This window comes from Mycolicibacterium boenickei (assembly GCF_010731295.1).
GTDB classification, from domain to species: domain Bacteria; phylum Actinomycetota; class Actinomycetes; order Mycobacteriales; family Mycobacteriaceae; genus Mycobacterium; species Mycobacterium boenickei.
Genome location: NZ_AP022579.1, coordinates 5631384 through 5644280, shown reverse-complemented (window position 1 = coordinate 5644280; position 12897 = coordinate 5631384). Strand labels below are relative to the sequence as shown.

13 protein-coding genes are annotated in these 12897 nt (G+C 67.0%); 5 read left to right on the top strand and 8 right to left on the bottom strand.

All coding sequences use genetic code 11. From position 1 onward, the window contains the following. Nucleotides 1-119 precede the first annotated feature (119 nt). On the top strand, nt 120-989 hold the full coding sequence (locus tag G6N57_RS26995; protein WP_197908761.1) for a VOC family protein: 870 nt from the start codon (nt 120-122) through the stop codon (nt 987-989). A 58-nt stretch (nt 990-1047) separates the two neighbouring features. Continuing rightward, nucleotides 1048-1704 carry a hydrolase gene (locus G6N57_RS26990; RefSeq protein ID WP_077743669.1) on the top strand — a complete coding sequence of 219 codons (657 nt, stop codon included), beginning with the start codon at nt 1048-1050 and terminating at the stop codon, nt 1702-1704. A gap of 13 nt (nt 1705-1717) precedes the next feature. Here the strand turns inward: G6N57_RS26990 and G6N57_RS26985 are convergent, their stop codons facing one another. Further along, nucleotides 1718-2326, bottom strand: coding sequence for an NAD(P)H-dependent oxidoreductase (locus G6N57_RS26985; protein ID WP_077743670.1), 609 nt, complete (start codon nt 2324-2326; stop codon nt 1718-1720). 13 nt (nt 2327-2339) lie between these two features. After that, entirely contained in the window at nt 2340-3506 is a 1167-nt protein-coding gene (locus tag G6N57_RS26980; protein ID WP_077743671.1) for an acyl-CoA dehydrogenase family protein, read from the bottom strand. 466 nt (nt 3507-3972) lie between these two features. Between G6N57_RS26980 and G6N57_RS26975 the strand changes: the two genes are divergently transcribed. Then, nucleotides 3973-4950, top strand: a complete 978-nt coding sequence (locus G6N57_RS26975) for an esterase family protein (RefSeq protein ID WP_036439827.1) — start codon at nt 3973-3975, stop codon at nt 4948-4950. 80 nt (nt 4951-5030) lie between these two features. Here G6N57_RS26975 and G6N57_RS26970 read toward each other — a convergent pair whose 3' ends face one another. The 4 genes from G6N57_RS26970 to G6N57_RS26955 form a co-directional block, all read right to left on the bottom strand. Further along, nucleotides 5031-6029, bottom strand: coding sequence for an oxidoreductase (locus G6N57_RS26970; RefSeq protein WP_077743672.1), 999 nt, complete (start codon nt 6027-6029; stop codon nt 5031-5033). An 89-nt stretch (nt 6030-6118) separates the two neighbouring features. Further along, the gene (locus tag G6N57_RS26965; RefSeq protein ID WP_077743673.1) at nt 6119-7339 is read right to left on the bottom strand and encodes an acyl-CoA dehydrogenase family protein; all 1221 of its coding nucleotides are present in this window, start codon (nt 7337-7339) and stop codon (nt 6119-6121) included. 37 nt (nt 7340-7376) lie between these two features. Beyond that, nucleotides 7377-8774: an acyl-CoA dehydrogenase family protein gene (locus G6N57_RS26960; protein ID WP_077743674.1), complete on the bottom strand. Its 1398-nt coding sequence runs from the start codon at nt 8772-8774 to the stop codon at nt 7377-7379. Nucleotides 8775-8868: 94 nt separating this feature from the next. Further along, nucleotides 8869-9318: a winged helix-turn-helix transcriptional regulator gene (locus G6N57_RS26955; protein WP_077743675.1), complete on the bottom strand. Its 450-nt coding sequence runs from the start codon at nt 9316-9318 to the stop codon at nt 8869-8871. Between the two features lie 124 nt (nt 9319-9442). Here G6N57_RS26955 and G6N57_RS26950 point away from each other — a divergent pair, with 124 nt between their 5' ends. Beyond that, nucleotides 9443-10360 (top strand): NADP-dependent oxidoreductase, encoded by a 918-nt coding sequence (locus tag G6N57_RS26950; RefSeq protein ID WP_077743676.1) that lies wholly within the window; start codon nt 9443-9445, stop codon nt 10358-10360. A gap of 2 nt (nt 10361-10362) precedes the next feature. Here G6N57_RS26950 and hisN read toward each other — a convergent pair whose 3' ends face one another. Beyond that, the gene (gene hisN, locus G6N57_RS26945) at nt 10363-11145 is read right to left on the bottom strand and encodes a histidinol-phosphatase (RefSeq protein ID WP_077743677.1); all 783 of its coding nucleotides are present in this window, start codon (nt 11143-11145) and stop codon (nt 10363-10365) included. A 23-nt stretch (nt 11146-11168) separates the two neighbouring features. Here hisN and G6N57_RS26940 point away from each other — a divergent pair, with 23 nt between their 5' ends. After that, the gene (locus tag G6N57_RS26940; protein WP_077743678.1) at nt 11169-11501 is read left to right on the top strand and encodes a hypothetical protein; all 333 of its coding nucleotides are present in this window, start codon (nt 11169-11171) and stop codon (nt 11499-11501) included. Here G6N57_RS26940 and G6N57_RS26935 read toward each other — a convergent pair whose 3' ends face one another. Continuing rightward, entirely contained in the window at nt 11502-12872 is a 1371-nt protein-coding gene (locus G6N57_RS26935; RefSeq protein WP_077743679.1) for an FAD-dependent oxidoreductase, read from the bottom strand. It abuts the gene before it with no gap. Nucleotides 12873-12897: the final 25 nt, after the last annotated feature.

Below are 12897 nucleotides of genomic sequence, written 5' to 3'. Positions count from 1 at the left end.
GCCAGCTGCGGATGCGAGCGCACCTCGATTCACGTGATCGTGTGGTGGTGATGCACGTTCACGGCCATGCCGGTATGAAAAGCCTTCGCCGCAAACGCATATTGTCCGTACTCCTCGTCTTGTCAGTTCTGTTCGCCAATGCCTGCTCCACTGCGCCGCCGGAAAAGGCCAAGATCGCGCTCGGCGAGGCGTTTCGGACGTTCCACGTCTACGCCCAGCCGGGCACCGCGGCCGCATTCGTCAATTCCTGGATCGCGACCTTCGGCGGCACGGCACAACCGCCGGCGAATGGGATCGATCTGACGCCGTACCCGAGCAAGGCAACCGCCATCATGTTGTCGTCGCCGGTGGCCGCGCTCTCGGTGTACGACTTCAGTACCGGAATTCCCTATCCCTTCGGTCGAGAGGTCTCCGGGTGGGGTGTGACCGATGTGGATGAGGGAGTCAAACAGGCCTCGGCCGCGGATGCCCAGGTACTGGTGGCTCCGTTCGACGATCCGTTGGGACGGGACGCGGTCATCCAGTTCCCGGCCGGTAATGCCGTGCAGTTGTGGCACCTGTTCGATCTGCCGTCGAATCTCTACCCACCGCTGACCACGAAGCCAGATCTGCGGATCTACGTACCGGAAAGCAGCATGAACCAGTTTCTGGACTCGTATCTGGCCTTCACACAGGGCACGACGGCGTCCGACAGCGCCAAGGCGGACGGCGCGCAGATAGGTCTCGAGGGCAAGACCTACCACCGGGTCGTCACCACGTCGGACTACGGGAACACGGTCGTCATCGGAACCGACGGTCAGCTGCCGTATCCGTTCGGCCGGGAGTCGGCGGGTATCGCCGTTCCGAGCGTCGCCGACACGTTGCACAAGGCCAAGGCGAGCGGCGCCACGGTGTTGTGGGGCCCGTACGCCGCGCCTGACGGGCACAGCGCGATCGTGCAGTTCCCCGGTGCATACGTGGTCGAGATCCACGACGGACAAATGCGCTGAGTTCTGCTGCCCGAGAAGATCATTCCTGACAATCCCGACAACACAGGAGACACACCACATGGCCAGTGCCGACCTCAAGGACAGCGAGATCACGTCTGTCATCGCCAAGGAAGACGTGGTACTTCTGCTGATCGACCATCAGCCGCAGATGCTCTTCGGCGCCCGTAGTGCAACGGATCCGCAGAGCCTGGTGAACAGCGTGACAACGTTGGCGAAGCTGGCCCGGCTGTTCGAGATCCCGACCATCCTGACCTCGATCGCCGCCGAAACCTTTGGCGGGCACCTGATTCCCGAGCTACGCGAGGTGTTTCCAGGGCACGGGATCATCGATCGCACGTTCATCAACGCCTGGCAGGACGGTCGCATCCGGGACGCGGTCGCGGCCACCGGCCGCAAGAAACTGATCATCGCTGGTCTCTGGACCGAGGTGTGCGTGGCGCTGCCTGCGTTGTCGGCCAACGAACAGGGCGTCGACGTCTACGCGGTGGTCGACGCATCGGCCGGTTCGTCTCAGGCGGCTCACGACGCCGCTGTCCAGCGCATGATCCAGGCAGGTGTCACGCCGGTGTCGGTGGCACAACTACTCTCCGAGTTCCAGCGTGACTGGGCCCGCGACGAGACCTATGGCCCGATCAACGAGATCATCAGGCAGCACCTGGGTGCGTGGGGCCAAGGCGTGACCTATGTCAAGGAGATGTTCAAGCAGTCTGAGTGAACCTGCCTCCCGGTCAGCGGCCTGCCGCGCGCGCCCGCTCGATGGCCTCGGCACGCATCTGTTCCCGCTCGGCCGGTGTCCATCTGGTGGTGGGCTCCACCACCAGAGTGTCGACGCGGTAGCCCAGCATCCCGAACACATACTCCAGATACGGCTTCTGGAAATCCTGCAGCTCCGGGTGGCGCCCGTCGTACGCGCTGCTGCGGGTCAGGATGAGCTGCAACGGTTTTCCCTCGCCGAGTGTGCCCACGTGCTCACCGCGCTCATTGAGGGTGAAGCTGGCCACCGGTTGGACGATGATGTCGATCCACGCCTTGAGCGCATGCGGCACATGCCAATTCCACATGGGGGAGGACACCACCAGCCGGTCGAAGCCGCGTACCCGCTCGATCTCTCCGAGTACCTGCCACACCGCCTGCTGATCCTCGGTGATCGATTCGCCGAACAGCTGCGCGAACTTCGCGATCGCCGCATCCCGGCCGAACCGCAGCACGTCGTCGTCCCACACCGAGAACCGTTCCACTTCGCCGACCCCGTCGGCGGCTTCCAGATAGGCCTGCGCCAATTGCGAGGACAGCGCGTCGTCCCCTTTGGGGCTGGCCTCGATCCACAGAGTCTTCATCAGATCGGCTCCGTCAGATCATCGATGTCCGGGGGATCTTCATCCCGAGCGCCAGTGCACCGGCCAACTCGCGGCTGGTGTCGTAGTCGAACACCACGTGACCGGACAGGACGTCGACGTCGCGTTTGAACCGCTGCAGCGGACTGGACAGGAAGTGGATGCTCGCCCCGCCCGCGCCCAGCAGGTCGGCGATCACGGCCTTGGACTCGCTGACGATGTGCGCGGCCGCCAGCCGGGCCTGCGCCCGTACCGGTTTGGCCACCGAGTCGCCGGCCGCCGCGATGGCCTCGATCTCGCCCACGGTGTCGGCCAGCAGGGCGCGCAACCCGCGCACCCGCACCTGGGCGCCGGCCAGATGCGCCTGGGCGATCGGCTTGTCCTTCTGTACGACTCCTTCATAGGGCAGCACCCGCTCGCCGAGGCGCTGCGCGTAGATCTCGGTGACCCTCTCCGCGCTGCCCAGGGCGGGCATCGCCGCCAGCAGCGCCAAGGCGGGCACCATCGGCCACCGATAGGCGGAACTGTCATGCAATCCGGCACCGGGAGCCGTGCCGGAATAGATGTCGATCACCTTCACCAGCCGGTGCTCCGGCACGAACACGTCGGTGGCGATGGCGTCGTTGGAGCCGGTGGCCCGCATGCCGTCGGTGTGCCACACGTCGGCCACGGCCACATCGCCGATGGGTAGCAGCGCCAGTGCCGGGTAGAGCGCATCGTCGGCGCCGCACAACGCGGCGACGATGATCCAGTTCCCGTGCATGACGCCGGTGGCCCACGACCACCTGCCGGTCAGGCGGATGCCGCCGTCGACCGGCAGTCCGCGTCCGGTCGGCGCGAGCGGGGCCGGAGCCAGGAACGGTCTGCGCGCGAACGCCTCCTCCTGGGCCTGCTCGCCGAACAGCGACAGCATCCAGTTGTGCAGGGCCAGGAAGCCGATGGTCCAGGCGCTCGACGTGCAGCCGTGGGCCATCCGGCGCACGGGATCCAGGATCTGCGGGAAATCCGCCTGCCGGCCGCCGTACCGCGCGGGCACCAGGAGTTCGGTGAAACCGGAGTCGACGAGGTCGGTCACCGTCGCGTCGGGAAGCCTGCGCAACTCCTCGGCTTCGGCGGCCCGCTCGGCCAGTCGCGCGACGAATTCGTCGGTGATGCAGCAGTCGGTGGTCAGGGGCGAGGTCATGTCCGGGAAGTTACCATACTTTTTAGTATGGTCTGCGTTTGCGGCCCGCCCGAGGGCGCCGGACAGGCATTTCGAAAACTGGTTGGCGACGATCGGATAACCCTCCGGACACCGGATGTGAACAGATAGGCATCGGTGTTCATGGGGCGCCGCGGGCGCGGTCTGGCCCGTCGAGGCGTTTTCGCAGGTAGATCGCTTGTCGGCGGGCGGGAGATAAAGCCGAATTCACTTTTTTGAATCCGTAGATTTGCAGTTCGGCGACGCGCGGCGGGTTTTCCCCCGTCGTGGGCGCGTGCTTTACTCATGGCGCAACAACTGAATTCTTCGGTCCGCTCATCAGAGGCACCGGCTCAGACGAGCGGGCGTGACAGTGCAGCGACCTCGGTCGCCGCGGTGTCGCTTGGCGATGCTGATCGCTGATCGCGCAAATTGGCGTAATTGACCGGAAGACGGATGGATTCGCAGTATGACCTTCATTGACAAGATTCGTGGCCATTGGGCACGCCGCATGACGGTGGCGGCTGTGGCAGCGCTGATGCTGCCTGGCTTGATCGGCGTTACCGGCGGATCGGCAACCGCTGGGGCGTTCTCCCGGCCGGGCCTGCCGGTGGAGTACCTGATGGTCCCGTCGCCGTCGATGGGCCGCGACATCAAGATTCAGTTCCAGAGCGGTGGGCCGGGTTCGCACGCGGTGTACCTGCTCGACGGCCTGCGCGCTCAGGACGACTTCAACGGCTGGGACATCAACACCAACGCGTTCGAGATGTTCCTCAACAGCGGTCTGTCGGTGGTCATGCCCGTCGGTGGCCAGTCCAGCTTCTACACCGACTGGTACTCGCCGGCGTGCGGTAAGGCCGGTTGCGTCACCTACAAGTGGGAGACCTTCCTGACCAGCGAGCTGCCGGCCTGGCTGGCCGCCAACCGCGACGTCGCAGCCAACGGCAACGCCGCCATCGGTCTGTCGATGGCCGGTTCCGCCTCGCTGATCCTGGCGACCTACCACCCCGACCGGTTCATCTACGCCGGTTCGATGTCGGGCTTCCTCAACCCCTCCGAGGGCTGGTGGCCGTTCCTGATCAACATCTCCATGGGTGACGCCGGTGGCTTCAAGGCCAACGACATGTGGGGTCCGACGGAAGACCCGAACAGCGCCTGGAAGCGCAACGATCCGATGCTGCAGATCCCGACGCTTGTCGCGAACAACACCCGCCTCTGGATCTACTGCGGTAACGGCCAGCCCAACGAGCTCGGCGGCGGCGACCTGCCTGCCACCTTCCTCGAAGGCCTGACCATCAAGACCAACCGCACCTTCCAGGACAACTACATCGCCGCAGGTGGCACCAACGGTGTGTTCAACTTCCCGGACAACGGCACGCACAACTGGGCCTACTGGGCCCGGGAGCTGCAGGCCATGGTTCCGGACCTGCAGCGGGTGCTCGGCTGAGCCGAACCCCACGCGATAACGAAATCGCCCAGAACACCTTGTGTTCTGGGCGATTTCGCTATGTGCGGGTAATCCCCGCGTCAGAAGCCGCCGGCCACCTTCACCACCGCGCGTCCGGAGTACCGCCCTGCCCGGACCTCGTCGAGCACCGCGACGACATCCTTGACGTCGACCTCGTGGGTGAGCTCATCGAGGTGGCGTGGTTTGAGCGCTCCGCCCAGCTGCGCCCACAGCTCGCGTCGCGGCTCGATGGGCAGCTGCACCGAATCGATGCCCAGCAGGGCCACGCCACGCAGGATGAACGGCATCACCGTGGTGTTGAGCGCCGCGCCGCCGGTGAGCCCGCTCGCCGCGACCGCGCCGCCGTATTCGAGGGTGCTCAACACCTCGGCCAGGGTGGCGCCGCCCACGCAGTCCACCGCTGCCGCCCACCGTGTCTTGCCCAGCGGCCGAGGCTTCGCGTCGGGATCGGCAGGGAGCCGGCCGATCACCTCCGATGCGCCCAGGGAACGAAGGTGATCGGCTTGATCGGCCTTTCCGGTCGACGCCACGACGTGGTAGCCGGCGGCGGCCAGCAGGTCCACGCTGACCGAACCCACGCCGCCGGTCGCCCCCGTCACCACGATCGGCCCGTGCGGCGGCCTGATACCCCGGCCGACAAGCGCGAGAACGCTCATCGCCGCGGTGAAGCCCGCGGTGCCGATCGCCGCGCCCTCTCGCGGGCTCAGCGCGCCCAGGGCGACGACCTGGTCGGCGGGCAGCCGCACGTATTCGGCGTAGCCGCCGTGATGGCCGGTGCCGATCTGATAGCCGTGGGCCAGCACGAGATCGCCGGGCACGAAGTCGGCGGACTCTGAGCTGACCACCTCACCGGTCAGGTCGATGCCCGGGACGATCGGATACTCGCGCACCACACCGCCTTTGGGGGTCAGTGCCAGTGCGTCCTTGAAGTTGACGCTGCTGTACAGGACCCGGATGGTGACCTCACCGGGCGGCAGTTCGGATGCCTGCAGTGTCTCGACCGCCGCGACGATGCGGTCCCCGTCCTGCCGGGCGACGAGCGCTTGGAATGTGTCCATGGCGTCACCCTATTGGCCCGGCAGACGCAAAACTGCCCCTTTCCCAGTGGAAAGAGGCAGTTTTGCGTCTTGTCGCCGAACGAACTACTTCACTTCAATTCGGCGGAGGACAGGCCGAGCAGGCGGCGGGCGACCACCAGCTGCTGGATCTGCTGCGTGCCCTCGAAGATGTCGAGGATCTTGGAGTCGCGGGCCCACTTCTCCAGCAGGGTCTGCTCGGAATAGCCGACGGTTCCGGCCATTTCGACGGCCTTGAGGGTGATGTCGCTGGCTACCCGGGCGGCCTTGGCCTTACCCATCGAGGCTTCCTTGGAGTTGGGGATGCTGTTGTCGGCCTGCCAGGCGGAGCGGACGGTCAACAGGTACCCGGCCTCCCAGTCGGCCTCCATCCGCAGGAACTCCGCGGCCGGGGCGCTCTGCGCGTGAGCCGGCTTGTCGTAGGAGATCTCGATGCCGGCCTCGGTGAGGATTGCGCGCAGGTCCTCCAGGGCGGCACGGGCGATGCCGACCGCCATGGCCGCCACGATCGGGCGGGTGTTGTCGAAGGTCTCCATGACCCCGGCAAAACCCTTCTCCACGTGGATCTCTGGATCACCCAGCAGGTTGTCCTTGGGGATGCGGGCGTTCTCGAAGCGGATCACCGCGGTGTCGGACGCCTTGATGCCGAGCTTGTGCTCGAGCCGCTCGACGGTGACGCCGGGATGCTCGCGCGGCACGATGAACGACTTGATCGCCGCCCGGCCCAACGACTTGTCGAGCGTCGCCCACACCACGATGTGGGTGGCCCGCGAACCCGCGGTGACGAAGATCTTCTCGCCGTTGATCACGTACTCGTCGCCGTCGAGCGCCGCGGTGGTGGTGACGGCCGCCGAGTCGGAGCCGAAGCCCGGCTCGGTGATGGCCATCGCGGCCCACACGTCCTTGCCGAGGCGCTCGAGCTGCTCGGGTGTGGCCACCGAGGAGATGGCGGCGTTACCCAGGCCCTGACGCGGCACCGAGAGCAGCAGGGCGACATCGCCCCAGCTGATCTCCAGCGCGTTGAGCAGCGCGGACATGTTGGCACCGTTGACGGTGACCTTCTCGCCCTTGGTGTTGGCGTCGTCACGGAACGCCTCGGCGCCCGCGAACGAGATGGTCTTGGCGCTCGAGATGCCTTCGAACAGGGTGGCCAGGGTGTCCAGCTCGACCGGGTAGGCGTGCTCGGCGAGGTCGTACTTGCGCGAGATCGGGCGAAGCATCTCGGCGGCGCCCTGATGGCCCTTCTCGATGACCGCCTGCAGCTTGCGGGGCATTTCTAGATTGATTGCCATGATTAGTCTTTCAGCTCAGGTAAAGGATGGCGCCGGGCTAGATGACGACAACACCCTCGGCGACGCCGATGGCCCGCAGATCGCGGTACCAGCGCTCGACCGGGTGTTCCTTGGTGTAACCGTGACCGCCCAGCAGCTGCACGCCGTCCAGGCCGATCTGCATGCCCTTGTCGGTGCCGAGCTTGCGTGCCAGTGCCGCCTCGCGGGCGAACGGCAGGCCCTGCTCGGCGCGGGCCGCGCCACGCCAGGTGATCAGGCGCAGGCCGTCGAGCTCGATGGCGATGTTGGCGGCCATGAAGGCGACCGACTGGCGGTGGGCGATCGGCTCGCCGAATGCCTGGCGTTCCTTGATGTAGGGGATGACGTAGTCGAGCACCGCGTGCGAGGTGCCGACGGCGAGGGCGGCCCAGCCCAGCCGGGACAACGCGATCGCCTCGCTGTAATCCTGGTCGGTGGCGCCGTCCTCGCCCAACAGGTTGGCAAGCGGCACGGCCACGTTGTCGAGCTCGACCTGGCCGAGGGCGGCCGCGCGGATGCCCATGCTCGGATCGGCCTTGACCGTGAGCCCCGGTGACGAGGCCTCGACGATGAACAGCGCCGGCTTGCCGTTCAATTGTGCTGCCACGATGAACAATTCGGCATCAGCGGCAGCCGGGACCAATGACTTGACCCCGGACAGCCGGTAGCCGCTGGGGGTGCGCACCGCGGTGGTCTTGAGTGCGGTGGGGTCGAACAGTGCGTGCGGCTCTGCGATGGCCACGCAGGCTTGCGGCACGTTCTCGCCGGCGAATTCCTTGAGGTAGGTGGCCTGCTGGCCGGCGCTGCCCCAGTGGGTGAGCGCCGCGGCGACGCCACCGGGCGCCAGGATCGGCAGGGCCAGGCCCATGTCGCCGTAGGCCAGTGCCTCGGCGACCAGGGCATTGGTCACGGTGCTGCGGTGCTCGGCGATGCCCTCGAAGTCCTCGGGCACGTTCACGGCGGTGATGCCCAGCTCAGCTGCCTTGGCGATCAGATCCGCCGGGTAGGTGGCGGCCTCGTCGGCGTCGTGCGCGGCGGGTCGCAGGATCTCGGCCGCGAATTCCTGGACCGTCTCGACGATCATCTGCTGGTCTTGGTCGGGCGTCAGGTCGAAGTAGTCGGCTCCGCTGGCCTTCAGCCGCGTCGGTGCCTTGCCCAGGCTCTGGATCCGCTGGAACTGCCGGGTGGCCGCGCCCGCGGTCGAAAACACCTGCTTCACACCGTATTTCAGGCCGCGGTTGAGCGGGTCGCGCAGGCCGTAACGGTCCAGGAACTCCTGGCCGACGATGGGCGTGATCAGCGCCAACCCGATGTCGGTCGCTGTCCGCTTGTGCTTGTGCAGCCCGACGGCGCTTTGCTTGCCGGAGCTGGAGGGACGGGAGGGGGTGCCGTTCTTGGACGGCAGGGTGTTGGTCATGTCAGCTGCCTCTGTTGGTCGTGGCGACGCATCTGACCGTATCTTACTCCGGAGTAAGGTACGGCATCTGTTACCAACTTCACATCGACTGGGATCAGCGTTCTACTGCCGAAACCTGGTCGTACCGCTCGCGGTTCAGGCGTACCTCGTCCATGTGCGCCTCGGCCCACGATTTGATCCCGGTCATCAGGTGGTGCAGGGAAAAGCCCAGTTCGGTGAGCTCGTAGGTGACCGTGACCGGCACGCTCGGCGTTACCGTCCGGGTGAGCAACCCGTCGCGTTCGAGGGAGCGCAAGGTCTGGGTCAGCATCTTCTGGCTCACTCCGGCGAGGCGGCGGGAGAGCTCGGAATAGCGCATCGGCCGGGGTTCACCGGTGTCGCAGGCCCCGGGGCGCGGACCGTCGCCACCGAGGGCCGCCAGGATCAGCGCAACCCACTTGTCGCTGATCCGGTCGAGTAGTTGACGGCTGGGGCAGTTCGCCAGAAAGGCGTCGTACTCCAGCTTTGCTCGTGCCCGCTGCTGGGCCGCGGTTGTCGTCGGCACGTCCGCTCCTTTCGCTCCGAGGTGAGTTACGCACTTCGAAGTGCGTACTTCCCATTGGAGAGCTACCCCTCCATCGTGGAGTAGGAAAGCAGTTCGCCACAAGGTTCCAGAGGAGTGAATTTTCATGTCTGTCGCCACGTTTCGCGCCGCGGTCGTCCGTACTCCGGGCGGCCCGGATTCGATCGAGATCGTCGATGTTCCACTTGTCGAACCGGGACCGGGCCAGGTCCGGGTGAAGGTCGCCGCAGCGACGGTCAACCCTGTCGACCTCGGTGTGGCCGCCGGTGTATTCCACGATCTCGGGCTGGTGAACCAGCCGAACTGGACCGGGCTCGGCTGGGAGTTCGCGGGCACGGTCGAGTCGGCGGGTCCTGATGTGGATCTGGCCGTGGGCACGCGGGTCGCCGGGGTGGTCGCCGGTTTCGACCGGGACTACGGCACGTACGCCGAGCGCCTGGTGGTAGCTGTCGCCGACGTTGCCGTGGTACCCGACGGGCTGGACTTGAGCACCGCAGCGACGGTGCCGCTCAACGGATTAACCGCGGCACAGATCCTCGATCTGCTCGGCGACCCACCTGCCGGTGGTGCCCGCCTGCTGGTCACCGGCGCGGCCGGTGCGGTCGGGGGTTACCTCATCGTGCTCGCCCAGGAGCGCGGCTGGAAGGTGACCGGTCTGGCCCGCGAGCATGACGAGGACTTCGTCCGCGGTCTCGGGGCGGAGTTCACCGCCGACGCCGAACCGGGGTGGGACGCGGTCGCCGATGCCGGCGCGATGCAGCAGGCGGCGCTCGCGCTCGTCCGCGACGGTGGGCAGTTCGTCGGCGTGCAGCCGAGTGCTCAGCTGCCCGCTGAACGCGGCATCGCCGTCACGGCCGTGGTGGCCCACCCCGACGGCGCCAGGCTTGCCGGACTCCTCGAGCGTGCGGCGGCGGGCCAGATACCGGCCCGGGTGCATGCGGTGCTGCCGCTCGATCAGGTGGCCGAGGCCCACCGGGCGGTCGCCAAGGGCGGAGTACGGGGCCGGTTTGTCATCCAGCCGTGAGCTCAGTTGCTCGCAAGCCGGTCCAGCACGGCGGCGTGCAGCGGCCCGTTGGTGGCCAGCGCGCTGCCGCCGTGCGGACCGGCGGCCCCGTCGATGCTGGTGAACGTGCCGCCGGCCTCGCGGATGAGGATGTCCAGCGGCGCGATGTCCCAGAGCTTCACCTCGGGCTCGCAGGCGATGTCGACCGCGCCTTCGGCGACCATGCAGTACGACCAGAAATCGCCGTAGGCGCGCACCCGCCACACCGCGTCGGTGAGTTCGACGAAACGGTCGCGACGGTGTTCCCATCCGGTCGTCAGGTCCGAGTACGACAGGCTCGCCGCCGCGAGATCGGTAACCCCCGACACCGACAGCGTGCGGGTGGCCCCGGCGAACGAGCCGAACGCGCCCTGGCCCAGCCCGGCCCACCAGCGCCGCGCGAGCGCCGGTGCACTCACCACGCCGACGGTCGGGACGCCGTCTTCGAGCAGCGCGATCAGCGTGCACCACACCGGCACGCCGCGGACGAAGTTCTTGGTTCCGTCGATCGGATCGATCACCCACTGGCGGCCGGTCAAAGTCGTTGTGCCACCGAATTCTTCGCCGAACACCGTGTCGCCCGGGCGGGCCGCGGCCAGCGAGGCCCGCAGTGCTTCCTCGGCGCCGCGGTCGGCATCGGTGACCGGGGTCAGGTCGGGTTTGGTCTCGATGTGCAGATCCAGGGCGCCGAAGCGATCCATGGTCAGGGTGTCGGCCTGGTCGGCCAGTTGGAGGGCCAGTGCCATGTCATCTGCGATGGTGCTCATGGCTGAAGTCCTACCATGGCCTGGTGTGGGAATTCGGAATACTCCTCCTGCTGGTCGGGGCGCTCGTGCTGCTGCTGGCGCCACGGATCATGCAGCGCCGGGGAATTCGCGGTGAACTGGCGCACGGCACGTTGCTGGTGACCGGGGTGAGCCCGCGCCCGGACGCGACGGGGGAGCAGTACGTCACCATCACCGGCGTCATCACCGGGCCGACGGTCAACGAGCACGTCGTCTACCAGCGCATGGCGGTCGACGTGAACGAGTGGCCGGCCATGGGTGCGCTGTTCCCGGTCGTCTACTCGCCGGGCAACCCGGACAAATGGGCGTTCGCGCCGGACGGTCCGCCGCCGGCCTGATCAGGCGTGCGCGATCCGGAGCAATTCGGCCACGCTCGCCAACTTCACGCGTGGGCGGCCGACGGTTTCCCCGGCGGCGCGCTCGTGCGCGTCGATCAGCTGCCAGTGCTCGCCGGTGACGAGCTTCGGCTGGTGCTGCAGCAGCCATTCGGCGAGCTCGATGTCGTACTCGGCGCCGCGCTCGTCGACTCCGCCGGCCCGCAGATCTTCGAGCAGGGTGTCGACGGTGTCCTGTGAGTCCTTCTTGTTGCTGCCGATCACGCCGGACGGTCCACGCTTGATCCAGCCCACCACGTATTCGTTGCGACTGCCGTCGATACGTCCGTCGGTGTGGGGGATCGTCCCGGAGCGTTCGTCGAACGGCAGTCCCGGTGTCGGCACGCCCCGGTAGCCGACCGCCCGGACCACCAGCTGGGCGGGCAGCTCCTCGCGGTCGCCGGTGTCCTTGGCCACCATGCGCCCGTCGGCGTCGCGGACAAGTTCGTTGCGGCCCAGCACGATCGACTCGACGTGATCCTCGCCGCGCAATTCGACGGGGGAGGTGCAGAAGCGGAACACGATGCGCCGCTTGGCTTCTCGCGGTTGCTCGGCGACATACTTGCGCAGCACCTTGATGTTCTGTTTGACGGTCTTGCTCGCCGCCTCCAGATCCTCGTCGGTGATGCCGTCGAAATCGGCCGGGTCGAGGATGACGTCGACGTCGCCCAACCCCTCCAGATCGCCGAGCTCGCGCAATTCCAGGGTGGTGAACGTCGCCTGCAGTGGCCCGCGGCGTCCGATCACCACCACCTCTTCCACCCCGCGGGTGTCCAGCGAGGCCAGCGCGTGGTCGGCGATGTCGGTGTTGGCCAGGGCTTGCGGGTCGCTGACCAGGATGCGGGCCACGTCCAGTGCGACGTTGCCGTTGCCGACCACCACCGCACGTCCACCCGCCAGATTCGGTGCCATGCCGTCGAAATGGGGGTGGGCGTTGTACCAGCCGACGAAATCGACGGCTGCCACGCTGCCAGGCAGGTCTTCGCCGGGGATGTGCAGCGCCCGGTCCGATTGCGCCCCGATGGCGTAGACCACCGCGTCGTAGCGGTCCGCCAACTCTGCCGGCGTGATGTGCTCGCCGACCTTGATGTTGCCGAAGAACCGGAACCGGGCGTCGGCCGCGGTCTTGTCGAACTGCGCGCTGATCGACTTGATCTTCGGATGGTCGGGCGCCACTCCCGAACGCACCAGCCCCCACGGGGTCGGCAGCATCTCGAGCATGTCGACTCGCACGTCGCGATCGGAGTCGGGCGAATCGGCGAACTTCAGCAGCGATGCGGCAGCAAAGAATCCCGAGGGGCCGGAGCCGACGATCGCTACGTGATATGGGCGCATACCCTGCCTTCTTACGAGCCGGAAA